The organism is Pseudobutyrivibrio sp., from assembly GCF_017471675.1.
GTDB lineage: Bacteria > Bacillota > Clostridia > Lachnospirales > Lachnospiraceae > Pseudobutyrivibrio.
The window spans coordinates 13,936-39,041 of sequence record NZ_JAFUSK010000009.1; the positions used below are offsets into that span (position 1 = coordinate 13,936).

At 39.1% G+C, this 25,106-nt stretch carries 23 protein-coding genes; 4 read left to right on the forward strand and 19 right to left on the reverse strand.

Annotated features, from left to right (window positions below):
* Window positions 1–29: 29 nt before the first annotated feature.
* From IJ535_RS01765 to IJ535_RS01790, 6 genes are all read right to left on the reverse strand, one after another.
* Window positions 30–233 carry a cold-shock protein gene (locus IJ535_RS01765; protein ID WP_028235478.1) on the reverse strand — a complete coding sequence of 68 codons (204 nt, stop codon included), beginning with the start codon at window positions 231–233 and terminating at the stop codon, window positions 30–32.
* A gap of 215 nt (window positions 234–448) precedes the next feature.
* On the reverse strand, window positions 449–1,951 hold the full coding sequence (clpX, locus tag IJ535_RS01770; protein WP_294298010.1) for an ATP-dependent Clp protease ATP-binding subunit ClpX: 1,503 nt from the start codon (window positions 1,949–1,951) through the stop codon (window positions 449–451).
* A gap of 9 nt (window positions 1,952–1,960) precedes the next feature.
* Complete coding sequence (locus IJ535_RS01775) at window positions 1,961–2,935, reverse strand: alpha/beta fold hydrolase (protein WP_294298013.1); 975 nt, start codon at window positions 2,933–2,935, stop codon at window positions 1,961–1,963.
* A 2-nt stretch (window positions 2,936–2,937) separates the two neighbouring features.
* Window positions 2,938–3,678, reverse strand: coding sequence for a glycerophosphodiester phosphodiesterase (locus tag IJ535_RS01780; protein ID WP_294298016.1), 741 nt, complete (start codon window positions 3,676–3,678; stop codon window positions 2,938–2,940).
* 95 nt (window positions 3,679–3,773) lie between these two features.
* Window positions 3,774–5,105 carry an MFS transporter gene (locus IJ535_RS01785; protein WP_294298019.1) on the reverse strand — a complete coding sequence of 444 codons (1,332 nt, stop codon included), beginning with the start codon at window positions 5,103–5,105 and terminating at the stop codon, window positions 3,774–3,776.
* Window positions 5,106–5,389: 284 nt separating this feature from the next.
* Window positions 5,390–6,670, reverse strand: coding sequence for an SseB family protein (locus IJ535_RS01790; RefSeq protein ID WP_294298022.1), 1,281 nt, complete (start codon window positions 6,668–6,670; stop codon window positions 5,390–5,392).
* A gap of 116 nt (window positions 6,671–6,786) precedes the next feature.
* On the opposite strand from IJ535_RS01790, the gene mscL reads away from it, so the two are divergent.
* Entirely contained in the window at window positions 6,787–7,230 is a 444-nt protein-coding gene (gene mscL / locus IJ535_RS01795) for a large conductance mechanosensitive channel protein MscL (protein WP_294293550.1), read from the forward strand.
* Between the two features lie 214 nt (window positions 7,231–7,444).
* On the opposite strand, the gene IJ535_RS01800 is transcribed toward mscL, so the two are convergent.
* Window positions 7,445–9,856, reverse strand: a complete 2,412-nt coding sequence (locus IJ535_RS01800; RefSeq protein WP_294298024.1) for a hypothetical protein — start codon at window positions 9,854–9,856, stop codon at window positions 7,445–7,447.
* Between the two features lie 127 nt (window positions 9,857–9,983).
* Entirely contained in the window at window positions 9,984–10,697 is a 714-nt protein-coding gene (locus IJ535_RS01805) for a LytR/AlgR family response regulator transcription factor (protein WP_294298026.1), read from the reverse strand.
* A gap of 94 nt (window positions 10,698–10,791) precedes the next feature.
* Here IJ535_RS01805 and IJ535_RS01810 point away from each other — a divergent pair, with 94 nt between their 5' ends.
* Window positions 10,792–13,425 (forward strand): ATP-binding protein, encoded by a 2,634-nt coding sequence (locus IJ535_RS01810; RefSeq protein ID WP_294298028.1) that lies wholly within the window; start codon window positions 10,792–10,794, stop codon window positions 13,423–13,425.
* A gap of 30 nt (window positions 13,426–13,455) precedes the next feature.
* On the opposite strand, the gene IJ535_RS01815 is transcribed toward IJ535_RS01810, so the two are convergent.
* From IJ535_RS01815 to IJ535_RS01865, 11 genes are all read right to left on the reverse strand, one after another.
* Complete coding sequence (locus tag IJ535_RS01815; RefSeq protein ID WP_294298032.1) at window positions 13,456–14,598, reverse strand: substrate-binding domain-containing protein; 1,143 nt, start codon at window positions 14,596–14,598, stop codon at window positions 13,456–13,458.
* Window positions 14,599–15,834, reverse strand: a complete 1,236-nt coding sequence (locus IJ535_RS01820) for an AGE family epimerase/isomerase (RefSeq protein ID WP_294298035.1) — start codon at window positions 15,832–15,834, stop codon at window positions 14,599–14,601.
* A gap of 45 nt (window positions 15,835–15,879) precedes the next feature.
* On the reverse strand, window positions 15,880–17,016 hold the full coding sequence (locus IJ535_RS01825) for an aldo/keto reductase (RefSeq protein WP_294298038.1): 1,137 nt from the start codon (window positions 17,014–17,016) through the stop codon (window positions 15,880–15,882).
* Between the two features lie 488 nt (window positions 17,017–17,504).
* Window positions 17,505–18,278: an SAM-dependent methyltransferase gene (locus IJ535_RS01830; protein ID WP_294298041.1), complete on the reverse strand. Its 774-nt coding sequence runs from the start codon at window positions 18,276–18,278 to the stop codon at window positions 17,505–17,507.
* A 339-nt stretch (window positions 18,279–18,617) separates the two neighbouring features.
* A complete protein-coding gene (locus tag IJ535_RS01835) occupies window positions 18,618–19,040 on the reverse strand; it encodes a hypothetical protein (protein WP_294298044.1) in 423 nt (140 codons plus the stop codon).
* Between the two features lie 92 nt (window positions 19,041–19,132).
* Window positions 19,133–19,489 carry a helix-turn-helix domain-containing protein gene (locus IJ535_RS01840; RefSeq protein ID WP_294298047.1) on the reverse strand — a complete coding sequence of 119 codons (357 nt, stop codon included), beginning with the start codon at window positions 19,487–19,489 and terminating at the stop codon, window positions 19,133–19,135.
* 206 nt (window positions 19,490–19,695) lie between these two features.
* Window positions 19,696–21,447, reverse strand: coding sequence for a recombinase family protein (locus tag IJ535_RS01845; protein ID WP_294298049.1), 1,752 nt, complete (start codon window positions 21,445–21,447; stop codon window positions 19,696–19,698).
* A gap of 69 nt (window positions 21,448–21,516) precedes the next feature.
* Window positions 21,517–21,681: an SHOCT domain-containing protein gene (locus tag IJ535_RS01850; protein WP_330613795.1), complete on the reverse strand. Its 165-nt coding sequence runs from the start codon at window positions 21,679–21,681 to the stop codon at window positions 21,517–21,519.
* A gap of 14 nt (window positions 21,682–21,695) precedes the next feature.
* Complete coding sequence (locus IJ535_RS01855) at window positions 21,696–21,920, reverse strand: hypothetical protein (RefSeq protein WP_294298052.1); 225 nt, start codon at window positions 21,918–21,920, stop codon at window positions 21,696–21,698.
* Between the two features lie 240 nt (window positions 21,921–22,160).
* A complete protein-coding gene (locus IJ535_RS01860; protein WP_027215711.1) occupies window positions 22,161–22,379 on the reverse strand; it encodes a helix-turn-helix domain-containing protein in 219 nt (72 codons plus the stop codon).
* Complete coding sequence (locus IJ535_RS01865) at window positions 22,354–22,794, reverse strand: sigma-70 family RNA polymerase sigma factor (protein WP_027215712.1); 441 nt, start codon at window positions 22,792–22,794, stop codon at window positions 22,354–22,356. The genes IJ535_RS01860 and IJ535_RS01865 overlap by 26 nt, the downstream gene beginning before the upstream one ends.
* Window positions 22,795–23,052: 258 nt before the next feature.
* Here IJ535_RS01865 and IJ535_RS01870 point away from each other — a divergent pair, with 258 nt between their 5' ends.
* Together IJ535_RS01870 and IJ535_RS01875 are read left to right on the forward strand one after the other, a co-directional pair.
* A complete protein-coding gene (locus IJ535_RS01870) occupies window positions 23,053–23,676 on the forward strand; it encodes a DUF6088 family protein (RefSeq protein WP_027215713.1) in 624 nt (207 codons plus the stop codon).
* Window positions 23,663–24,565, forward strand: coding sequence for a nucleotidyl transferase AbiEii/AbiGii toxin family protein (locus IJ535_RS01875; RefSeq protein ID WP_294298064.1), 903 nt, complete (start codon window positions 23,663–23,665; stop codon window positions 24,563–24,565). Before IJ535_RS01870 ends, IJ535_RS01875 begins: the two co-directional genes overlap by 14 nt.
* The last annotated feature ends 541 nt before the right edge of the window (window positions 24,566–25,106 follow it).

Consider the following 25,106-nt stretch of genomic DNA (forward strand, 5'->3'; position numbering starts at 1 on the left):
ATTCGAAAAATAGATTAATGTAAAATTGATTAACGTACTACTGTTACGTTAACAGCCTGTGGTCCCTTTGCACCATCAGTTACTTCATACTCAACTGTAGCACCTTCCTCGAGAGTCTTGAAGCCCTCTGAATTGATGCCGCTGAAATGTACGAATACATCGTTTCCAGCTTCGTCTGAGATAAATCCGTAGCCCTTTGAATTGTTGAACCACTTAACTGTACCTTTGCTCATGCTAAAGTACCTCCAATATATTACTTGCCAAGTTCACTAGAATGATATTAGATGTCTAGGACATCCCTTCATTATTCTTCCCCTTGACTAGAATTAGTTTAACAGAACACTTTCCTAAAGTAAAGAATTTGTCCGAATATTTTGTACAAATTTTTAAATACGTTACTTAAAAGCCCTCTCGGTCAAACTTTATATGGGGTACATAACTTTTTGAGCTAGTTAGCTGCAGCTTTTTCAGGGATAAGTCCTGTTGTTCTAAGTAAAATCTTAGGACCACCCTTTTTCTCTATATAATCTTCTGTAATAACAACCTGACCGATGTTCTCATCCTTAGGAATCTCGTACATGATATCAAGCATGAATTCCTCGATAATAGAACGCAAGCCTCTTGCTCCAAGTTTCTTATCAAGAGCCTTCTTAGCAATAGCATGAAGTGCCCCTTCGTCAAATTCCAGCTTAACCTCGTCAAGCTCAAGAAGCTTTTGGTACTGCTTGATAATAGCGTTCTTTGGCTCCTTAAGTATGCGCACAAGCATATCCTCATCTAACATCTCTGTGGCAAATACGATTGGAAGACGACCAATAAATTCTGGAATCATTCCAAACTCTCTTAAATCCTCTACAGTAACCTTCTGAAGGATGTTCTTGTCATCATCATATTTGTCCTTAAGGTCAGCCATAAAGCCCATTGATGAATGTTTGTTTAGACGTGATTTGATGATTTCATCCATTGCTGGGAAGGCGCCACCGCAAATAAATAAAATATTTCTTGTATTGATTGTAGTGGTAGGTACCATTGCATTCTTGCTAGAAGCGCCAATTGGCACCTCAACATCAGCACCCTCAAGAAGCTTAAGCATTCCCTGCTGAACTGATTCACCGCTAACATCACGCTGATTTGTATTCTTCTTCTTTGCCAGCTTATCAATCTCATCGATGAAGATAATACCCTGCTGGCAACGCTCTACATCATTGCCTGCTGCCGCAAGTAGCTTGCTAACAACAGATTCAATATCATCACCGATGTAGCCTGCCTCTGTAAGAGATGTGGCATCAGTGATAGCAAGAGGCACATCAAGAAGCCTTGCAAGGGTTCTAACCAAATATGTCTTACCTGAACCTGTAGGTCCAAGCATAAGCATATTTGACTTTTCGATTTCTATATCGTCCATTGTGCCTGTAGCTACACGCTTGTAGTGATTGTAAACTGCTACAGACATAACCTTTTTAGCATAATCCTGTCCTACCACATATTCATCAAGCTTTTCCTTAATCTTGTGTGGTGGAATGATATTGTTGATATCGATTGCTGGTGCTGGTCTATCCTTTTCATCAGCAGCCTTGGCTGTGCCGTGGGCATTCTTAAGCTTAGGGCCATCATTAAACAGGCTGCCAAGATTTAAGAAGCTGATGTTTGGCATCTTTGACATATCCATGTTGCTCTTAGAATTGTCACCACCACCAAATCCAAAGCTACCCATAGAATCAAAGGTGCGCTGCATACATTCTGTACAGACACTCATACCTGGCGCCATTTTAATAAGTGGTCCTGTAATGTTGTCTGGTCTGTGGCAAATGTAGCAAAACTCAGTAGTCTTATTATCCTTTTTATCATCCTTAGATGAGTCCTTATTACCTGTAACCTCTTCTATAACCTCATCTGAGATATCATTATCTGTCTCATTTGGGTCAAACTCTCTATAATCCTGATCTGACATGTTTCACTCCTATCTTCTGCCCTCGCAGAAATCAAAAACTATATTGTAAAAATCCAGAATGATGTCATCAGTAGCATTGAAAATCTCATGCTTGCTACCCTCAAAGCGAATAACCTGGCAATTAGATGCAAGGCGTGCAAATTCGTTTTGAGCCTCTGGCATTACAAGTGTATCCATAGATGCTTGCATTATTATAACAGGAATTTTCACCAAATCAGCATTTTTAAGAATTTTTTTAGAAACATTAATGGATTCTCTGGACCAGCCTAATGAACATCCATTAGTCTGATAGTGAACCTCTCTTTCTCTTTCCTCATACTGATAATTGTATCTTGCCTTAGAAAGAGCTGAGCATCGTGGATATTTGTAGGTGTGATCATAATCATGATGCTTTAGCATATATCTGGTGTTTAAGAAAGGTAGATGGGAAAGCAATGTTACGATTTTGACTACAAAGCCACTGGTAGAGCCTGTTACAAGCTCTATCATAGGAGATGAAAGTATAGCTCTTTCAAAGGTGTCAGGGTACTTTTCTAAATACATTGCCCCAATGGCGCCTCCCATAGAATGAGCAAATAAAATCAGCTTTTCTGTTAAGCTATCAGGCACAACTACCTTTTCGATAAATTCGTTGAAGTCTGAAACGTAATCTTCAAAATGATTAACATGTACCTTGGAAAAGCCTGGTACCTGCCTCTCAGAAAGACCGTGACCTCTGTGGTCAACAATAAACACAGAGTATCCCATATTATAGAAATAATACATTGTCTCAGCATACTTTGTGGTGAACTCACAGTATCCGTGGGAAATCACAATTGCTGCCTTCTCATCTTTGTTAATCAGCTTTTCATAGTGTAGTTTCAGGCCATCCTTATTGGTGAAATAGCCATGTTCAGTTTTTTCCCTTAGAAAAGGAAGGACCTTGCTGTGCATGGCATCAGCAAAATCCTGCTCTCTTAAAATCATGTCCTCTATTGTTTTCATAATCAATCCCACTTGTATCCATTAACAATTTCAAGTGCTACATCTGGATAATTAGTAATAATACCATCCAGGCCCATATCACAAGCCATGTGTAGGTATTTCTTTGAATTAACAGTCCACGCGTTAATCTTAAGACCAAGCTCATGGCACCTGTCAACATAATTAGGATACTGCACATTGTAAAGTGCTGGATGAAGAGCCTCTACCCCGTGCTCCTTACCGTACTCAGGCATGTTAAGTGTACCGTCCATGTATAAGAAGCCTGTGCGGGCATTAGGGTCTAATTCCTTAATCTTCATAATACTGTAATGATTAAATGAAGAATAGATTACCCTGTCTTCCATTCCAAATTCCTTTGTCATAGCCAGAATATCTGCCTCTATTCCTTCATAGAAAATAACACCGGTTTTAAGCTCAATATTAATTGACAAATCAGTAGGCTTAATCAGCTCAAAAACCTCTCGCATTGTAGGTATATCAGCATGCTTACACTCTGGATGTGTAGCATTGTAATTGAACTTTCTAAGCTCCTCTAAAGTGTAATCCTTAACATAGCCTTTGCCGTTAGATGTTCTGTCAATCTTTTCATCGTGGATAACTACCAGCTGTCCATCCTTGGTTTTGTGGATATCTAACTCAATACCATCCGCTCCCATTTCAACAGCTTTTTCAAATGCAGGAATTGTATTCTCTGGCAGATAGCCACTTGCACCTCTGTGTCCCCAAATTTTAGGTCTATTCATTGAATCATTACCTCTTTTCTTTATCCCCCTAAGGTTGTAAATTCTAACTCTTATTTGTTTTAATAATAATCTTGTTCGATAAAATCTTTGTTTCATTAATCCATATCTTCGAAGGCTTCTAAGCCCTTCTTTACTTCAACATTTCCATCTCCATGTTTTACAAAAAGCATGGTAACAAAAGCAAGTGCTGCAAAAATAGTCGCGTATGGGAACAATGTGATATATCCCACATGATTAAGGAGAAAGCCTGCAAATATAGGTGTTACAATCTGAGCCGCCATAGAAAATGTATAGTAATATCCTGTGAATTTACCTACATCAGAACCCTTACACATCTCAACAACCATAGGCATAGAATTAACATTGATAAAGGCCCAGCCCATACCTACACATGCAAATAACACATACAAAACCGGCGAAAAGCTTGGGTGAACTATCGTAAATACGAATCCACACAAAAAGCTAAGGCCAAGTATGGCAATGCCAAGAAGTATGGTTTTCTTTCTACCTATCTTAGATGCCAGCATACCTGATGGCACGAAAAAGATTATGGCGCCACCTGTTGCAACAAGCAGACAAAATGAAGCAGCACCAACTGCCATATCCCACATATTAACCGCATATGTTGTAAACCAGGTTTCCATACCGTTATATGCAATAAACCACAGCGCAACAGATATAAGCAAGAACGCCAATGAGCGTTTTACATCAGCCGGCAAAACCTCATTACCATTTTCATCTTCTACAGCCAAATTATCCTCTGGATGAAGAAGCTCATAGTTTTCCACTTCTTTAGTAAATGCTATTTCATCCACAGTAATCATAACTATGCAAAGAGATATCAACATAATCCCTGCAACAATCATAAAAACTGGTAGATAATTAATATGCTCCAATCCCTTGGTACGCGATGATGGATAAAGCACTGCTGCAACCCCAAGATAAATGATGCCGCCAACAGCACCCATCAAATTAATAATAGCATTTGCTCTGGAGCGAAGTGGCTTTATAGTGCAATCTACCATCAATGCAACAGCTGGGCTTCTATATGTACCCATGGCAACAAGGAGTGCCCCCAGTATTCCAATAAAAAGTGCTGCTTTTCCACCAGAAGGATTAGCGTAGTAGCTGTTATCCACAATTGGAAGCATAAGCATCAGGATAACTGCGGCAATTGTTCCATACAAAATAAAGGGCTTGCGCCGTCCCATTTTGTGCTTACATCTATCAGATACAGAACCAAAAATTGGAAGCAAAAAAAGTGCCAGCACATTATCCATTGCCATAATCACACCTGAAATTGTCTCGTTCAGATGAAATGTACCCGTAAGTATAAGCGGAATCAGGGCATTATACATCTGCCAAAAGGCACATATACTAAGAAACCCAAACCCCATCTGTACCGTCTTCTTAATATCTAGCTTCATAAACATTCCCCCCTCGTAATCCGCCCGTTACGCTGACAAGCCTGATAATTCTCCGCTCGCTAAGATGCTTCGCTTGAGAATAATCATGCTTGTCATCTACGGGCTCATCTAAGAGCGCAACTACATAACCTAGGCAAGCGCGAGCAAGATATGACCATCATTTTCCGAATGTAATGAAGGAAAATGTTGGTCTAGTAAGCGAAGCTTACATCTGGGAGGTGACCTGCGGGAGCTTGAAGTATTACGAGGTTGCGCTACTACGTATTACTACGTATTACTACGTATTACTTCGTATATACCACCATCTGCAATGCATGTTCTGCCACTACGTTGTCGATGGCAGGTATTTTTCCTTTGATGGCGTATTCGATTTGGTTGATTTCCTTAGCGATAGGTGCAAGGGACTGATAGATAGCCTCCATGTGTGGCTTCATATTCTCTGGTGTGTAATCCTCTGGGAATTCAAGCACTACCAGGTGTCTTACAATCTTTGTGTCCTCCTCAACCTTTGTTAGGAAGCTGATGGAATAAATATCATCATGAGCCTGACCGTATTCTAAAAGCTTAGCACGGATGGCAGATGTTTCCTCGCCGTCCTTTGGCACCCCGAGAAGTATTTTCTTGCCAGCAGGAATCTTTTCTTCCTTAACGTGACCACCGTCTTCTGTCTTAGGTGCAAACTCTGCCTGATATCCTGGTGTTCCTGTGATTGTATCAAGATAAGGAATAGGCAATGTGCAAGGTACTGGATTAAATGGATTGATTGCAATACCAGCGTAAGCATCCCCTCTCTTAAGAAGTGCGTACACATCCTGGAATGAAAGTATCTGTGTATGTACCTTCTGTCCGTCCTTTGAAAGACCTTCCCATCTACGAAGAGAATTCCAATCTGTAAACAATGGAAGTACCATGCTGTCCTTGTCCTCAGGTGTGCCTGCAAGCTTTATCTGAGATTTGAGCATATAAAATCCGATTCTTGTGTCCTTCTTAATAACAGCTACGCCCTTTTCATTAACCTCTGGCTCTGCATCCATCTTGATAGGAGTAAGGAAATGACCATGGCTAACGTGATAAGCAACTGTAGCATGAAAGCCATTGTCTGTGCCGTAGGTAGTCATTCCATTAACGATTCCAGCAAGAGCTGGGTTTTCCACAGATACCTTAGGATTTACCTTATCCTGAGGTGGAACATTTGTGATAACAGAATACTTCTTAAGCTGTACCTCATCTGGCAATGTAAGCTGTAAAGAAACCTTAGTATCTGCTGCCTCATCCACGATAGAAGTTCTTTCCTCAAGCTTAGCCTCAATTGCCTGTATTTCACATTCTACTGCAGGTGCACCGGCCATATATACATACACCTTGTCACCCTTTACTACCTTGCCAAAAAGTGAACCTGATACAATGGTGCCATTACCATCAAGCATTGTTGTAACGCCATCTACTATTACCGAAAAGCGTCTGTTTGTATCAACAGATGCGGTAACATCAGCATCCTCTAATTTAATATTCTCAGCAGCCTCTGCTGCAGCTTTTTCTTTTTTCTTTTTGTCAAATAAACCCATAACAAATTCTCCTTTTAATCATTATGCAAAAGCACTTTAATATTATAATCTATTTCTTGCTAAATACACAAGAAATAGCTAAAATAACAATAAATAATACAACAAGGGAGGTATTTATGAGTAAAAAAGGATTCATTGCAGAGTTTAAAGAGTTCATTATGCGTGGAAACGTAATGGACATGGCTGTCGGTGTTATTGTCGGCGGTGCTTTCACAGCTATTGTCACATCCTTAAACGAAGATATTCTTACACCACTTCTTGGTATTTTTGGTGGTACAGATTTTTCTGAGCTTAAGGTTACACTTGGTATCGGAGAATTAGCGCCTACTCTCTATTATGGAAATTTCATTACAGCAGTAATTAATTTCTTAATCACAGCACTTGTTATTTTCTGCATTATTAAGGGAATAAATCATGCAAGTGAAAAGGCTGCTGCAATCATTAAGCGTGATAAGGAAGAAGCAGAGGCTGCTGCTCCTACTGAAAAGGAATGCCCTTATTGCTTTAGCAAGATTGATATCAAGGCAACACGTTGCCCACACTGTACTTCACAGTTATAATATTATTAAACTTACGCAAATGCGAAAAAGAGCTTGTTACCCCAAAGGCAACAAGCTCTTTTATTACTTTTTCTCTAACTCAGCTTTCTTAAGTTGTTTTCTAAGAATATGATTCTCAAACATAGTCTTAAACATCTTCATTTTAAAAATAAACACCTTCATAAACATTATCCTCTTAACTTCTATTTTATTAGTGTATTTTGTACACTAACAATTACTGATTAAGCTTATCCAAAAGCTTAATTGCCGCCCTGTGCTTGGCTTCTAGTACAGCAACACCTATGCCTGCTGTAGAAACTCCAGCTAAACCAATGAACCATTTACCTCTGGCAAGAATACCCGCAATTGTAATAGCACGAGGCGTCTCCTCATCAGGTATGGTAATTACAGGTACCTGCTCATTTGAAGTGTCCTCAGGCGTATCACTTATCTCGCCATCATTGTTTGTGCCATCACCATTTCCACCTGCATTTGCGCCTGTAGAATTGTTGATGTTATTTGTTGTTATGACAGTCTCTTCCGTGATTTCTCCCTCATCCTCTGCTGTCATTTCCTCATCAACCATATCTTCCTGACTGGTAGCTTCTATATATGTTTTAATATCATTAACAGGAGTAATGATAGTTGATGGTGCAGTTGAAACAGTGTTAAATCTTTCTTCGTAAGCAGCACTTGCATTGTCAAGCTTTGTCTTAGCTGCTGCAAGATTATCCTTTGCCCTATCCAGATTCAGATTTGCTTTTTCAAGCTTAGCTTCAAGGGCTGCTAAAGTTGCCCCTGTCTTAATTGTATCTGCTCCATTCAAATTAGAGATTTGATTCTTAAGACTCTCCACCTGATTCTTGGCATTTTCGAAAGTTACTTGGGCTGTATTAACCTCTGACAAAAGCTTTGCATAATTGCTAAGCTTTGCCCTTATAGAAGTCATGTAGCTTGAATATTTTTCATCAGAGCTTCCAAATAATGGATTGTCTGCATTAACATGAGCTTCTTTTACGGTTGCATATTTAATATTCTCTGCAATATTTAAGTTAGTACTGTTTGCAAGATCAATATCACTTGCGCCGTATTTCTTATTAGCCTCTTCCTTTATGGCTTTAAGCGCATCCTGATATGTGCCATACTCTTTTTCTTTGGCATCCTCTACCTGATACTCCTGGATGAATCTAACTATGCCAAAGTCATATTCGTATGAAGAACTAATCACCTTCTTACCGGATTTGGCAAGATGCTTAACCACCTCATCATATCCACCACTGCTTCTTAGCAGATAGTAAGTTTCCACCTGGTCGTAGGATACGTCGTAATAGATGTCTAAATCGTAATGTAATAACCAGCCGGTCTTAGTTCCTTCTACAAAATCTACATCTGTATTATAGAAATAACGATTGTCACTATACTCATCTTCCACAGCTTCCTTGCCCTGAGCAATTGCTTTTGCATCAGAATAATTAATCTTGGAAATCGTACCCTGATATCTGGCTGTTTCCTGATACCTAGGAATGTAAAAGCCTGTGGCTGTATAATAGCTTCCTATCTGAACCCTGTTATCCTCCAGCTTGTTTGCTTCTTCTTTTGTAATGCGAACAACCTGACCTTCTGCATCAGTATATTCATAGTAAAGCTGATTATCGTATATACGAATTTCTCCAGAATCCTTATCTAACTCATAACCATAATCTGCTGTAACATTTCTAAGAATATTTCCATCAGCATCTACTATATTGTAGGAAATTGTTAGATAATCTTCCCCATTTTTTGTTACCTGATAGTCTGTTATCTGCTGACCTTCTGTAAGCTCATTATTAGGTGCGTAATAATATCTAACAATAGTTTCTACATAAGATGTAACATCTTCCTTATTATCATCTACCGTAATAAGTGCCTCAGCACCTGCATCTACTAAAGCCTGTCTAGCCTCCTCAAGCTCTATAGATATCTTATCCAGCCTTTCAGTAGCCTGGGAAAGCGAATCCTTGGCTGAATCCAAAGAATTAATCGCTTTATCCTTATTAGCATTGTATGCATTTACCGCTGTATTATAATCTTCCTTAGCTTCTTCATACTTGGCAAGAGTGTCATCATAGGATGCCTTAGCGTCTAAATAGTTTTCCGAAGCCTGTGTGTATGTATTTTGTGCATCAGCCAAAATGGTAACAGCTTCATCCTTGGATGTGTTTGCATCTAAAACAGCTGATTCAGCTTGTGTTGCTGCTTCTAATGCTTTGGATGAACTATCCATTGTGGCTTTTGTATTATCTATAGAGCTATCCGCCAATGCTTCGGCAGTATCCTCAGCTACATCCATAGCCTCTTTAGATTTTTCTATATTAGTTACTGATTCTAAAGCATTATCTATTTCCCCCTTAGCTTCATTAGCTTCAGGGATTTCTTCATCTACAACACTATCACTTAATTGTTCATTTGCATTATTAGATAAATCAGATGCATCTTCTACTACTGCAGATTCCTCTGACCTTGTTTGCTGTTCATTTGATTCTGATGGCACGAAAAGAAGGCTTTCAGAATCCTCTGAAGCCTCAGCATGTACTGGAAATGCCATAGTACCCGCTAATGTAATTGTCGACAAGCCAAGTGCGGCAGCTCTAGCCGAACTTCTTTTCATAACCTTATGCCCTTTCAATCTTTTTACATTTTTGCTCATAATTAGATTATCAAAAAAAAAACCAGACGCAATAGTTTTGGCAAGATTGTCGAAAATCTGGCAAAACTTTTCGTCTAGTTTTCTGATTTTAATGATTATTGAATCGATATTCTTCTACTTTACTCATTAATTCCGGTAATTTTCTAGTAGAAACCGGGTATGCACTTCCATCTGACATATAGGCATTGGTTCCGTCTATCTTGTCTAGGAAATCCATGTTTATAATAATACCTCGATTAATTATAAGGAAACGTTTGTCATCACCTGTTTCTTGTATAAACTCACCAGAGGTAAGCCTTACACGCCTATCCGTCTTATCATCCTTGTGAATTTCTAAGTAATGACCATCCGTTGTAACTGAAACAATATTTTTCAGCTTTAATCGCTCTTCTCTACCGCCATTTATTATCTTAATAAAGGCTGTATCAAGAGGGGTATGTTCAAGTATCTCTGTAAGAACCTGATCTATCCTCTCCATATTAAATGGTTTTGTTATGTAATCAAATGCGTGTAGCGAAAATGCATCCGGATAATGACCATCGGAAGCTGTCAAGAATACCAGAAATGTTTTTTCAGTTCTTCGCCTAAGTATTTTGGATGTTTCTATTCCATCCATACCCGGCATAAATATGTCCATAAAAACAATGTCATATCTTTTTTCTGATAATGCATCTAAAAAAGCCTGCCCGCCAGAAAATTCATCCACAATGATTTGTACTGCCTTTGCCTGCGAAAGCTTTTCTACCATCATTTTCAACTGCATGCGAAAAATATTTTCGTCATCAATTACCGCAACTCTCATATCAATCCCCTTTAGCTTAATTCATATAGAAATAATACCACAATTCAATTAATTTGATAATGAAAATCAGAAATTAATTTTATATAATGTAATTATGAGATTATTTTTAGACAATATACTATATGTTAATATTTTACTTTTGATGGCAGGTGCCGTCTCAATTCAGCTGGGAGCCAGTTTTCTCAAAAGAGAAAAGCATACTCGTGGTTTCTTTAAGTACTCTGTTTTTTTGCTGGCGCTGGGAAATGGACTGTGCCTTACCGGCTATTCCATAATGTCAATAAGCACTAATCTTGAATATGCCTATATATTTAGAGTGATTGGTTTGATTGGCATTAACATCTATCTGGTTGCAGAAATAATCCTTATTACAAGCTGTCTTAACTTTAGTAAATTCGCAGAATATTTGATAGCCATTATAGCATTTTTGGCTTCTGGCTTTGATGTAATAATATACGGTAACAGGGAAACCGATAAATTTATTCGATATGAAACCTTTACCAGCTATACCCGCGTGGATCCTTACAGACATATCTTCCACTACACCTATCTATTAGTACTTGCTTTTTGCCTTATTCTTATAAGTATAGTTTGGGCTAAGAATTCTAAATACCGCCGTGAAAAAAGATTGATTCTATACGCCTATATTTCAAACATAATTCTCATATGTTCAACTATACCTGATGTAGTTAAAATTGTGGTTGATATTCCTTTTGCCCATATCTTTTACTGTATGGGAATATGTATTGCCTTTGCCGTATTTTACACAGCTGCTAATGACTACATGGCATTTTACATCACCGTAAATAGTATAAGTAAGGATATATTTTCTACCCTTGCCACTGGACTGTTGATATTTGATACCAATTATCATCTCAATCTGTCCAACGAATATGCAAACAAATTGCTAGGTCTTGATAAGGAGCCTGAACGTATCAGATTAAAAGAGATTTTTAAACTAAAAAGTGGTGAGCCTCTAAAAATGTTTCAGGCAGCAGCAGAGGGCGATGCCTTAGATTACAGACTAACCTCCGAGGTTACAGGCAAAGTAATACTTGTAAACTTTTCTTGCAAAATGGACAAAAACAACGAGCCTATGTGTTTCATATTAGTTGCCACCGATCTTACAGAAGAGAATCGCCTTATAGAAGAAGCCCAGGCTGCCAACGAGGCGAAATCCCAGTTTATCAGCAATATTTCCCACGAAATCCGTACACCTATCAATATTATCACTGGTATGGACGAGCTTATCTGCAGGGAATGTAACGATAATAATATATTGAAATATGCGGAAAATATTAAAATTGCCTCTAACAACCTGTCTTCACTAATAAATGATGTTTTGGATTTTTCAAAGATTGAATCTGGAAAATTAGAAATTATTTCCAACGAATACAGCATCAAGGCTGTAATAAACGACTGCTACAACATGTTCTTAAATATGGCAACGAAGAAAAGACAAAAGCTTAATGTTGTCTGTAATCCTAAGCTTCCTAAGCTACTGGAGGGTGATGAGGTTAGATTAAAGCAAATCATATCCAATCTTTTATCTAATGCTGTTAAATACACTCCTGATGAGGGAGAAATTACTATAAAGATAGATTATGAGGAATCAGGTACAGACAATATCGACCTGATTATTTCCGTAATAGACAACGGTATAGGTATAAAAGAAGAAGATTTGCCTCACATATTTGAGAACTTCCAACGTTTCGAGCTATCAAGAAACCGTTCAATCCAAGGTACCGGCCTAGGGCTTTCAATAACTCAGAATCTGGTGAATCTGTTACGTGGAAGGATAGATGTTGATAGCGTATACGGCAAAGGTTCAGCCTTTACTGTACATATACCACAGGCTGTTATTAATTCTGCTCCAATAGGAAGCATTATGGAAAGCCACTCTGGCACACGTGCTAAGCATAAAACTTTATTTACAGCGGAAAATGCAAAAATCCTTACCGTGGATGACGTGCAAATGAACCTGGATGTTCTTATAGGTTTGTTGAAAAAAACAAAAGTACAGATTGATTCTGCATTAAGTGGGGCTGAAGCCCTAAAAATGATGGATGAAACCAAATACGACTTAATCTTTCTTGACCACATGATGCCTGAAATGGATGGCATCGAGGTGTTAAACAGACTACGTGCCAACAAGCAGTGCATAAACAATACAACCCCTGTAATTATGCTTACTGCAAACGCCATGATTGGAGCTGATAAACGCTATTTAGAAAGCGGATTTGACGATTATCTATCTAAGCCTGTAAGGCCAAAGGACCTGGAAAATATGATTATAAAGCATATTGATCCAAGCCTTGTTCACCTGGAAAGTTTAGAAGACAATGCTCTAACAGAAAAAATTAACACTGAACAATCCAGCTTTATTTCTTCATTGTATTTTCTTGACACAAAGGCCGGGCTTGAGTTTGCAGCTGGTGATGAGGATTTTTACAAGCAGATTATTAATACCTACATTACAGAGGACAAGCGCCCTGCCCTTGAAAATCATTTCAAAGCTAATGATTGGCCAAATTATCAGATAGTTGCCCATTCATTAAAGGGCACATCTTCTACCATAGGAGCATTGGAGCTTTCGGCATTGGCTAAGGAATTAGAATTTGCTGTTAAAGAAAACAGGATAGAATATATCAAGGAACATCATAATCATGTGCTTTTAGAATATGGCAAGCTACTTGATAAGCTAAAAAATGCATTAGATAAGGCCTAAGCAAAACGCTTAGGCCTTTGTCATTTTATATTAATCTTTTAATAGCTCTAATCTAGTTGGGTCGTTAGCAAATACTTCCTTTTCGTTTTCCTTTGTAACAATAAGAGGAGTAAGCTCGAATACAGGAACATCCTTTACTCCATTGTCAACTGTAACATCTGTTTCAGGTAAGCCCTTGCCATCCCTAAGTGAATTAATAACATCAATTGTCTCTTCCACAAGCTTATCTGTAGGCTTTGCTATTGTGGAATACTGTCTGCCTTCCCAAATCCACTGAACCGAATCATTCTCAGCATCCAGGCCTGAAACAATAGGAATATCCTGTCCAGCACTTTCACATGCTGTGATACAAGCTCTTGCAATACCATCGTTAGGACAAAGCACGCCATCTATTTCCTTATCTGTATAATAAGTAGAAAGTAGCTTTTCCATTCTTGCTTGAGCCTTAGCATTGTTCCAATCGGCTGTTGCACACTGGATAAAATCAGTCTCCTCAGATGTGACAACCAACGTTCCATCATCTATTAATGGTTGTAACACTGACATAGCTCCGTTAAAGAAGTTTGGTGAATTAGGATCAGCGTGACCGCCACCAAAGAGCTCTATATTGTATGGACCTTCACCCTTCTTTTCCTGCAACCCCTGTACAAGCGCACTTGCTTGAAGCTTGCCTGTTTCTACAGAACCATATTGAACAACTCCATCAACTCCTGCTGTGTTCTCTAATGATCTATCATATCCAATAATGTATATTCCTGCTGCCTTAGCCTTATCCAAAACATCTGTCAATTGAGCGCTATCAACAGGTCCGATAACTATTACCTTCGCCCCAGCTTCTATCATAGATTCAATCTGTTGCTGCTGCAATGTAACTGTTTGGTCTGCCGCCTCTATAAATGGTTTGTAGCCTGCCTTGCCAAGCTGGTCTGCAAACATTTCCTTGGCTTCAACCCAGTTTTGAGTGCCTAGCCATGGCAGTGTCACACCGATAACAGCATCTGATTCAAAGCCCGGCATTTCTGTAGTCTGATTAACTACCCCAGCATCGTTAGTTCCCTGTGGGTCCATTAACTGTGGGTCCAATACATCCTGATTATTGCTACCACAACCAGACAGTGTTGCAATTAGCATGGTAGCAGCCAATACCATTGACAGTATTGTCTTATTTTTCATTTACTTCCCTCCTTTAATTGCAGTGGCTATGGAGATTCCCACAAGCTCATTGTATGGAATCATCATTGCCTGAAGGGCGTGATATAAGTCTGATTTTCCAGGCCATACTGTGCCAAGAAGGTTATTGTTGCGATCAAGCTGATGGAACCAGGAACCATTCTTATGGTCCAATACCTTCTTATCTAAATATTCCATAAACTTGGCATAATCTTCCTTGTACTTTTCATTACCAGTAACTCTGTAGAGAACCGCTGATGTGTTTATAGCCTCTGCCAATGTCCAGTGCATTCTGTCGTGGACAATAGGTTTGCCCTCCCAATTAGTAGTGTAGCATATACCAGGTGCACCGTCCACATCCCAAGCATCACTAACTGCTGTATTGTACAATTTTTCTGCTATCTTAATATAGTCTTTAGCATTTTCATTATCGTATTTACGATAGGTAGATACTGCCCACTGAGTGATTAATCTTGCCCATTCAATACCATGTCCTGGGGTTGCACCATAAGGCTTAAACTGGTCATCCGGTTTATCCTTATTGCATTCCAAATCCATCTGCCAATCACTGGTAAAATGTTCTGGAATTCTCCAATTATTTTCTTTAGCCCAAACTACGATATGAGAGATTATTCTACCTGCACGTACTCTATAGTTTTCGTCACCTAAAGCATCCGCTGCTGCAAGAAAAGCCTCCACAGTATGCATGTTGGCGTTGATTCCTCTGTAATCATCAAGAACTGTAAACTCAGTATTCCATTTGTCCACTGATAGTCCTATTTCATCCTGCCAAAAGAATTTATCGTATATACGAAGTGCATCCTTAAGTAATTCCCTGGCTTCAGGTCTTCCGGCAAGCATAGCAGAAGATGCTGCTAAAATAACAAAAGCATGGGCATAGCACTGCTTATCCGGCAAAATATCTCCATCAGCTGTAAGTCCAGCGTACCAACCACCGTGTTCATCATCGTGAAGCTCTCCTGTAAGGCCTTTAAGTGCTGCATCCGCAAGAGCCTCGCTGCCCTCGTGACCTAGCATTGCCCCTAAGCTATACACATGGCACATTCTACTGGTTATCCAGGTTTCTCTTGGCCTATCCTTCCAAGGAGTACCATCATCACCTAGATAATAAGAGCCCCCACCTGGGGATGGGAACTGATGGCCAAATGCCAAAAGGTTGTTCCTAATCTCTCTTACAAAGGTTTTGTTTTCTGCCGAATCAAGTACATACTTTTCCATGCTTTTTTCCTCTTACAAGTTACTAGAATATCATTTTAAAGGTTACTAGAATTTCTTTTCAAAAGTTCCTGCCACCTTATCAAGTAAATCTCTGATTGGCAGGTGCTGTGGGCAAACCTTTTCACACTTACCACACTTGATACAATCTGAAGCCTTACCATTATCTCCACCACTAACTAAATCGTAGTACATGCCAGAGTTCCAATCATGGAATGCCTCATGAGCATTCATAGCTGAGAATAAATCCGGTATGCGGATATTCTTAGGACAGTGATTCTCCTCGATACAATATCTACAGCTGGTACATGGAATCAGATTAAGATTCTTAAAGATTCCTGTAACACGTGCTACAGCTCCCATTTCTGCTTCTGTCAGTGGCTCAAAATCCTTCATGAAGCTGAGGTTATCTTCCATCTGCTCCATATTGCTCATACCTGAAAGCACCATTGCCATGCTTGGGAAGCTTGCAGCAAATCTGATAGCGTAGCTTGCATTACTCTTATCACCAAGACTTCTAAATACTTCATCTGCCTCTGGTGGAAGATTAACAAGGCTACCGCCCTTAACTGGCTCCATAACAATCACAGGCTTATTGTGCTTCTCACATACCTCATAAACCTTGCGGCTTTCTACAGAAGCATCCTCATAATCAACGTAGTTGAACTGAATCTGTACAATCTCCACCTCAGGATGGTCTGTCAGAATCATATCAAGAACCTCTGCCTTATCATGGAATGAAAGTCCCACATGCTTAATCTTGCCTTCCTTTTTAAGCTCAAAGGCTGTCTCGTATGCCTTGCAGGCCTGGAACTTCTTATAGTTATCTTTATTCTGAGCATGCATCAGATAGAAATCAAAATAATCTACCCCGCACCATTTTAGCTGTTTTTCAAAAAATGGACGAATGTCCTCCTGCTTGTTAAAATATGGTTCAGTCAGCTTATTTGTAAGCAGAAATTTGCTTCTGTCATACCTTGCTGACAAGCATTTTGCAATAGCTGTCTCTGACTTACCATCTATATATCCATGTGCTGTATCAAAATAGTTAAGACCTGATGCTATAAAGGCATCAATCATCTTGATAAACTGCTCATGGTCAACTTCCTTGCCCTGCATTGGAAGTCGCATACATCCAAATCCAAAGTTACCGTGAATCTCTGGGAAAAACTTATTTTCTACCATTGTCTACCTCCCGTTATTAGTTACCTTTTACAGATTACATTGTACCATCCAATATGCATTTAGGACAATAAAATTGTGTAAAATTTTGCTCCCTTCTGGCATACTATTCTATTTTCAAAGCTTGATAAAAATTGGTGTGAATGTTGTGAAATTCTTCGAATATATACTTGGAATTGGACTCCGCCTAGGAGGCTCGAGAAAACTAGTATGACTTTTGTGAATTTTGGGGATTATATACTTGGAATCACGCTCGTTGGGCTGTACCCATAAAAAAAAGTATGACTAATGTGAAAAATCGACAAAATATACTTGATTCAGCCCAATTTTAAGTAGTGAACGCCGATTTCAAGTATATTTTTAAAAAATTCCACATTAGTCATACTAATTTTGTTAAGATGAGGGCTATATTAAGCTAGTTTGAGTATGAGAACAGGAAAAATGGTGGTTCTATATACTCACAATTTACCTCTGACCCCGTTATCTCATTATTAGCTTTTTTTCTTTGCAACTATAAGGTATCTATGAATAGTTCCCTCTACAAATCCGTTCTTATCAATTGCTTCCTGCATTTCAAGAAGCTTCTCAAAGCATTTATCAACAGAGAATCCTGGGAATTCCCATTCGATAATATGTGCAAACCATACAAATGCACCAACATCGTAGAACCTGATTGGTTTAAAAACTTCTTCTGCCCTTATTATCTCAAAGCCTGCTTCTTCAAACTTCTTTCTCTGAATTGATAACTCCAATTCTGGAAAAGGTGCAGGTACATCAGGAAGAACCAGCTCAACTAAATCTCTGTCGTTCTTGCCTCCTACCTGCTGTGTGATAAAAAGCCCTTCTCTCTTAAGAAGTCTATGTGCTTCCACAGGATCAAAACTCCCATGCCTGTTTATCATTATGTCAAAAGAGCTGTCAGCAAAAGGGATATTTGACTCATCATCGCAAGGTCTGAAATCTATCCCAAGTGGTAGTAAAATCTCCTTACACAATTCCACATTAGGGGCGTATCCTTCAGTAGCTGCAGTATTCTTATATGGGTGCTTCAAAGATAATAAAAACTCACCACCACCTGTATCAAAATCCAATAGCTTCATATCAGGAAGAAGAAATTCGTCAATTATCTTCTTGTAATCCCAAGGGAGATCATCCTCCTCTTCATATCTTCCATGGATATGAGAAAAATCCCATCCATGAATGTGTGCAACCTTCTCCTCTGCTTCCCACTCTTTTCTTAATTCACTTATTCTATCTGTATTCATATCTGCTCCTTTTCAAATAATAGTCTGCTCTTCATTATTTGTTCGGTGCAGTATGTGACAGCAAATAACATCTATTAACCTCGGTACAACCTGCTGTCAGCATCAAAACTGCACCGAGTAATTATCTCGCATTCTCATGATTACCTCCCACGTGACCTCTGTTTGTCCAGATTGTCACAACAAAGATATTATAAACAATGTTATAAGCACACGTAAATACTAATTTAATTATTTTCCGAGATAATCAATTAAAGCTTTATAACAGAACAAAATATCCCCTTTTCAAAATATCTCTGCTTAACCTATTGACACATCCCGATTCTAGCTTTAATATAATAGCTAAGAAATGGTTTTTTTGTCGTGTACAGCCAAGTGCTCAAGCGGGTTGCTCGTTTCTTTTTTTATGTCCAAAATATCGTATAGATAATACCATCCATATTTTGCATTTCTATAATGTTTATCCTCTTTATTCTCTCTAAAATGTTTTCCTTGTGCAGTTGTTATTAACTCTGGAATTCCCTGTGTAGCATTAGCTTTTGCTTTTGCATTAGTTCCTTTCAATCCAAAAGTATACTCAGAGCCTGTGTATTCATTAGGTAGATCATTACCAATGTAAATCCAATCACCTGTACTTTGAATTTGAAAAGAATCATCAATATAACTCTTCAAGTACTTTTTCACATCATCCCAATTTATAGAACGCTTTCCTTTAAATTTAATATCATTAATTAAAACAACATCCTTCCCCGCAGAATCCTTCACAATAGTTACATTTCTATTACTCTCCACTTACAAAAATCCTTTCTTATTATTCATAACTTGAAATTCCAAATTGGCATTTCAAGTTACACTTTTTAGATATCCTCCAATTCCTCAAGCTGTCTCAATGCCTTCAAATAAGCCTTTAACCTCTTCACCTGCTCCTTTTTAAGACTATGAATCTCAATAAGAAGCTCCTCATCCTGCTTTTTAGCCACATAATCAATTGTAGGCTCTATATAGTCTTCATCTATATCCTTCCCAGTAAGAAGCTGCTCTGGTGTCACGTCAAGGACTCTGCATATATCCATAATTTTATCAGCGGAAGGATTATGCCCCTTTCTCTTCCAATCACTGATTGTGCTAGGTGCTATCCCCGCAGCTTTGCCAAATGCATTCTGACTTAACCCACGCTCTTTTATAAGGAAAAATATTCTTTCAGTTATTGTCATAGCTTCTATCCGCCTATCCGAATTTTTTAATCTTCGATTACACGAACATATTATCATGTAAACAAAACGTATTCAATATCAAACAAATCTTTTTCCTCACATACACATGTAACCTTTTTGGTGCATCCTTATTCATACCTTCCGCAATCTAAAAAAAGCTTCCAAACTATTCACAGTTTGGAAGCTTTTTGCTTTATTTAATTCTTTCAATTTTTGCGATGGTTTCCACATGTGTCTACACTATGATTTGAGCACTGATTTTCCTGATGTACACTACTATTTGAGGACACATTTTCGTCGCTCTTTTTACTCTTCGGACCAAACTTTGTTTTAGCATGATCGAAGCTATCCTTGAATCCGGTTTTGTATATAAAAGTGACCTTATAGGGATCTGCATTTCCGTCATCGTCGTACCCTCCGACAATGACTTTTTCAACAATACTTTCAAAAACCGCTCTATCAAATTCTTCAAGAACCTGATTCTGAGTAAGAGTCTTTCTGAAGCCTTCTATTCTCTTGCGAAGACTATCGTCTCCCTGTACCTGCTTTTCATAGTATTCAAGCTGAGACTGTGCTTCTGCATATTTAACCTCATATTCAGCATCCATTGACATATAGGTTTCTTTATCTATCCCGTCATCAACATATTTATCAAGAAGTTTTTTTCTTTTTTCTTTGTATTGCTTGACCTCTTTCTTAGCCTTCTGATAGTTCTTCTCGTTGGCATCATCTCCAAGAGTCTTCTCTATCCTACTCAGAAACTCATTCATTACTTCCTGATTATCTGAACACAAAAGTCTATATGATTCTATAAATGCTTCCTCTATGACCTGTTCCGGAATACCTTTTGAATCGGGACATAGCTTTTTGCCACCCTTCGTAGATGTAACACACTGCCAAATAGTCTTTTTATACTTGGATGAGCTGTGCCATTTTCTTCTTGTGAGATGACCACCGCAAAAACCACATTCTATAAGAGAGCTAAACGCAAACATTCTACTGTACTTTTCTCTCTTGCCAATCTCAACATGGTGCTGTCTTCCACCATTACGCCTTTCTCTCAGAGCCTGTGCTTTTTCAAACGTCTCATGTGAGATAATTGGCTCATGATGATTTTTTATAAAAAAGCGATCTTCCTCTCCAAGATTATCAAGCCTTCTCTTAGTTATAGGATCAACAGTAAATGTCTTTCCTAACAGAATGTCACCTGTATACTTTTCATTATTGATAACCCCCATGACGCTTGAAGATGTCCAAGGATTACCCCGTATAGTCATGATGCCTTGCTCATTAAGCTCTCTGGCAATCATCGTGCTTCCGGCTCCTGCCACATATCTTTCAAACATATATCTGACAGTTTCGGCTTCTGTTTCATCTACCGATATCGTTTTGGTCTCTATATCATACTTATAGCCAAGGCAGCCCTGAAATCCTACAAGCTCACCCCGCTTCATCTTCATCTTAAGACCCTTTTTTACATATGCAGAAGTGTTCTCTACTTCCTGCTGTGCCACAGAACTTAGAATGGTAAGAAGGAATTCTCCATCCTTGATAGTGTTAATCTTCTCAACCTCAAAATAAATAGCAACATTCTTTGTTCGGAGCTGCCTCACATACTTTAGGGTATCCAGTGTGTTCCTTGCAAACCTCGAAAGACTCTTTGCAATAACCATGTCGATCTTACCAGCCATGCAGTCTGCTATAAGCCTTTGGAAGTTCTCTCTCGTCTCTGCTTTGGTTCCGGTAGAAGCCTTGTCAGCATATACTTCAACAAATTTCCAATCGGGATTCTTCTTTATTAAATCAGTATAATACTTAACCATAGAGTCATAACTCTTGATCTGCTCTTCATCCGCAGTACTTACTCGACAATACGCAGCTACTCTGAGGCGGTCTTTTCTGCCTACCGCCGCAGAATTGTCAAAGTTTGTCTTTGCTTTTATAACTTCAACTTCCATATCCACCTCTCATTTTTGTATCACTATCGTAATGTACTATGATAAATATAAAATAATACGGTAGATAAGTCAAGTTTTAAGATCAGATATTACGCCATAATCTCGCATAAGCACCGCTAATATTCTTTTATATTCCCTATCATCAATCAGGTGTTTGATAAGGAGCTGTTTTAGCATAGACAGTTGAATGCTATAACGTAATAGCTTCTTATTATCTATAGCGACCACCTCCACTTCTCATCTCTTCATTAATTAATATCTGCAGGCAAAAGCCTGTCTGCTTCACAGATAAGCTTTTGCCCACAGACATTCAAAAAAATCCTGCAAGTAGTTACCAGGTTCGTAACCCACATTGGCGTTGCACCACCTTCGCTAATTGGTTTCCCTCGGGAAAATGTATCATTATCACTGGAAGTATCATCGCCGCGACAGCCCTTACTGTCGTTAGCCAGAACAGATAACGCTCGCTGCAATATAACCGCAGATCATCGCACCATCCACTTAGCAAGCTCCACATTCCATACGTCTTGCAGAATGACCATATTCTGTTTTCAAGGTTCACTCCCACCGTAGTGGTGGCAATTCTTACATCGGACTTGTCAGCCCGAAAAGCCTATAAGAGACACCATGCCTGCTAAAACACTTAACTCTTATGGACTTTATGAGAATGACAAATAAAAGGTGTAAGAATGCCAGAAAGTTCCGTTTTATTGTTATACTCTGTATTTCTCTCTGATGAGCCGCATAAGAGCCATCATGATTTCCTGGCTGCATTCTTCTCGACACTGCTTGTTAAGCCAAGGTGCTATATGATACACCACTCTGTTTATATAGTCGCTGTGACGATCGAGTATGTATCCGAGAGCCTGCATACTTCCACTCTTGGCAGCAATGATCATGTCGTAATCAATTATGATTTTTTCTTCTTCCATTCTTCTTAGCCCTCGCTTTCTTCAGCCCGTTATATTTGTAGTCCCTTGCTCGTTCAGGAGTGATCCCCAGGAGTTTTCCAATCGAATCAAAATCGTAGCCAAAGCCTACAAATAAAATGAGTGCCTCTTTTTCCCTTTCCGTCAGATTATCAAAAACATCGCCAAAGCCGTCGCTTTTAATTGCGAAGCGTATATTTCTGATAATCATCTCAATTTCTTCCCCCAGTTCGTGACTGTTTTCCACTGCGATATAGTCTCTTAAGCTTCCTTCACTGAGAGATTCAAGTGAAATGCCGCTGTTTCTTCTTTCCGCAGCACTGGCACTTCTTGTCACGTTCCTTGCACAGTACCAGATGGAGTCTCTCATAAATTTCCAGAAGTCTTCCTCCACCTCCCGCTTTTCAGATTCGTTCATTCAAAAGTTCCTCCTCTTCGCAAGGAACTTTCAAAACATCCTTACACTCCTTTACTGTGTTTTGATATGCCAAAACATCACGGATAAAATAAAAAAATTTTTATTTTTTTATTCCGATAGGCATCACCTCCCCTGAAATAGCCGTAAAAAAGCCATAAAAAACCAGTCATAAGGGGTTGACTTGCGATTTTTTATGCCTTATAATTCACTATGTATCATATTATATATTATATAGCGTGATTTTATAAGGAGCAGACTATGCTTTTTGAATATTTGAAAGAACATTACGATGACGGGGAGCCTATCTTCCTCGATGATATTCATATAGAAGGAATGCGAAGGGATAACTTCCGCCAGCAGATCAAGACACTTGCAGACGCAGGTAAGATTGTGCGATATGAGAAAGGGATTTATTATATTCCGAAGAAAACCCGCTTCAGCTCATCCGCCGGCCCGACTCCCGAAACGGTAGCAAGGTACAAATATATCTCCCGTGGTGGTAAGACTGACGGTTATTATTCCGGCAGCACCTTTGCCAACATCATCGGACTGTCCTTGCAGGTACCTATGAAGAAGGAAATCGTCAGCAACAACATAGCCGCCATCGTAAGGGAAGTGCTGATCGGCAAGCAGTCCTTTATTGTCAGAAAGACCAATGTTCCCATCTCCGATGATAATGTTAAGGTTCTTCAGCTTTTGGAATTATTAAAAAATCTGGACTCTTACCTTGACAGCGATTATGATGAAGCGAGGGAAAAATTAAAAAAATATTCTCTTGCGAACCATATTACAAGAGACGATGTTGACCAATATATAAGACGATATCCGGATTCAACCTTCCGGTATTATTATGAAATGAGGTTAGACCATGTACTTGCATAATGATAAGGATCTCTTTACAGAGGTCATAACAGAAGCCAACGCACAGACCGGCATCGCAGAATCCATCATTGAAAAGGATTACTACGTTACCATGATCTTAAAACTGTTGGCAAAGAGCAATCCTGATATAGTTTTCAAAGGGGGAACCTCATTATCGAAGTGTTTTCACCTTATCAACAGGTTTTCCGAAGATATTGATATCACCTTCTCTGAACATATCGGAGAATCCCGGAGAAAGAAACTCAAATACAATATCCTCAAACCGATCAGTGATGAGCTGGGTATGCCCATTGAGAACTGGGACAGTATCGAGAGCGATAAGGATTACAACTATTACCTCTTTGTCTATCAACCTGCAAACGACTACCCAGTTGAAGGCATCATGCCCGGAGTAAAACTTGAAACCGCCCTTGTCTCCTATTCCTTCCCGACCGAAGAAAGGGATGTTGACTCGATTATCTATGGAGCGATAAAAGACTCTGCACCGGACATCATCTCAGATTACGGGCTTGAACCGTTTTCGATGAAAGTGCAGTCAGTCAGCAGGACATTCATTGATAAGATTTATGCCCTCTGCGATTATTACATGGAAGATAAAACGAAACGTTTTTCAAGACACCTGTATGATCTCCATATGCTCTATCCGACCATTACTGTGGATGATTCATTTATGGGACTTATACAACAGGTTCGTGAGCATCGTTCAAAGCTTCCTATCTGCCCTTCCGCAAAAGAAGGCGTAGATATAAAATCGCTCATAACGGAGTTCCTTGATAAAGAATTCTATAAGAGCGACTACGATAACATCACCAGAACGCTGATCTCCGATGATGTGACCTATGAGCAGACTTCTCTCACTCTGAGAGAAATCGCAGAAAAGCTGTTCTGATATATTTTCGTAAATCTATTGCCAGTCATTTCGCACTCTGATATGATATGGCTCATAAAACACCAAAACTGCTAAAGATACCGGCGCTATCCGTGCGCCGTACTGTGGCAGTTTTTTATTTTCTCTTTATTCCCCACAGTACAAAAGCATAAAGGCAATCGCCGGATACGGCGTTATGGGTTCAAAGCGAACCGCCCTATGGCGGTCTGAACCCGCAAATCGGAACCGATTTGCAAGAAGAATACCAAGCATTGGATGTGTCATGACACATCCACATTTACTGCCATTTTCCCTCGCGGTAAAATGGCAGTAAATGAGCTTGCAAGGGGATACTCCCCCTGACCCCTGTTATTGCAGAACGGCATCTTTTTATCTCTTTGAAAACAGATGCATTCTGCCAAAAATCAAACACGCCGGATACGGCAATTTTGAAAGGAAGTGTCCTATATGAGCAAAGAACGTGATCGCAAGATACCCATCCAGGTGTATCTGAGCGAAAATGAAAAATATGTCCTCGATGAGAAAATCAAAGAATCCAAAA

What these genes read in the sequence shown, in the direction of transcription:
- IJ535_RS01765 (WP_028235478.1), bottom strand. Translation starts at nt 233, where the DNA reads ATGAGCAAAGGTACAGTTAAGTGGTTCAACAATTCAAAGGGCTACGGA.
- clpX (WP_294298010.1), bottom strand. Translation starts at nt 1,951, where the DNA reads ATGTCAGATCAGGATTATAGAGAGTTTGACCCAAATGAGACAGATAAT.
- IJ535_RS01775 (WP_294298013.1), bottom strand. Translation starts at nt 2,935, where the DNA reads ATGAAAACAATAGAGGACATGATTTTAAGAGAGCAGGATTTTGCTGAT.
- IJ535_RS01780 (WP_294298016.1), bottom strand. Translation starts at nt 3,678, where the DNA reads ATGAATAGACCTAAAATTTGGGGACACAGAGGTGCAAGTGGCTATCTG.
- IJ535_RS01785 (WP_294298019.1), bottom strand. Translation starts at nt 5,105, where the DNA reads ATGAAGCTAGATATTAAGAAGACGGTACAGATGGGGTTTGGGTTTCTT.
- IJ535_RS01790 (WP_294298022.1), bottom strand. Translation starts at nt 6,670, where the DNA reads ATGGGTTTATTTGACAAAAAGAAAAAAGAAAAAGCTGCAGCAGAGGCT.
- mscL (WP_294293550.1), top strand. Translation starts at nt 6,787, where the DNA reads ATGAGTAAAAAAGGATTCATTGCAGAGTTTAAAGAGTTCATTATGCGT.
- IJ535_RS01800 (WP_294298024.1), bottom strand. Translation starts at nt 9,856, where the DNA reads ATGAAAAGAAGTTCGGCTAGAGCTGCCGCACTTGGCTTGTCGACAATT.
- IJ535_RS01805 (WP_294298026.1), bottom strand. Translation starts at nt 10,697, where the DNA reads ATGAGAGTTGCGGTAATTGATGACGAAAATATTTTTCGCATGCAGTTG.
- IJ535_RS01810 (WP_294298028.1), top strand. Translation starts at nt 10,792, where the DNA reads ATGAGATTATTTTTAGACAATATACTATATGTTAATATTTTACTTTTG.
- IJ535_RS01815 (WP_294298032.1), bottom strand. Translation starts at nt 14,598, where the DNA reads ATGAAAAATAAGACAATACTGTCAATGGTATTGGCTGCTACCATGCTA.
- IJ535_RS01820 (WP_294298035.1), bottom strand. Translation starts at nt 15,834, where the DNA reads ATGGAAAAGTATGTACTTGATTCGGCAGAAAACAAAACCTTTGTAAGA.
- IJ535_RS01825 (WP_294298038.1), bottom strand. Translation starts at nt 17,016, where the DNA reads ATGGTAGAAAATAAGTTTTTCCCAGAGATTCACGGTAACTTTGGATTT.
- IJ535_RS01830 (WP_294298041.1), bottom strand. Translation starts at nt 18,278, where the DNA reads ATGAATACAGATAGAATAAGTGAATTAAGAAAAGAGTGGGAAGCAGAG.
- IJ535_RS01840 (WP_294298047.1), bottom strand. Translation starts at nt 19,489, where the DNA reads ATGACAATAACTGAAAGAATATTTTTCCTTATAAAAGAGCGTGGGTTA.
- IJ535_RS01845 (WP_294298049.1), bottom strand. Translation starts at nt 21,447, where the DNA reads ATGGAAGTTGAAGTTATAAAAGCAAAGACAAACTTTGACAATTCTGCG.
- IJ535_RS01860 (WP_027215711.1), bottom strand. Translation starts at nt 22,379, where the DNA reads ATGGAAGAAGAAAAAATCATAATTGATTACGACATGATCATTGCTGCC.
- IJ535_RS01865 (WP_027215712.1), bottom strand. Translation starts at nt 22,794, where the DNA reads ATGAACGAATCTGAAAAGCGGGAGGTGGAGGAAGACTTCTGGAAATTT.
- IJ535_RS01870 (WP_027215713.1), top strand. Translation starts at nt 23,053, where the DNA reads ATGCTTTTTGAATATTTGAAAGAACATTACGATGACGGGGAGCCTATC.
- IJ535_RS01875 (WP_294298064.1), top strand. Translation starts at nt 23,663, where the DNA reads ATGTACTTGCATAATGATAAGGATCTCTTTACAGAGGTCATAACAGAA.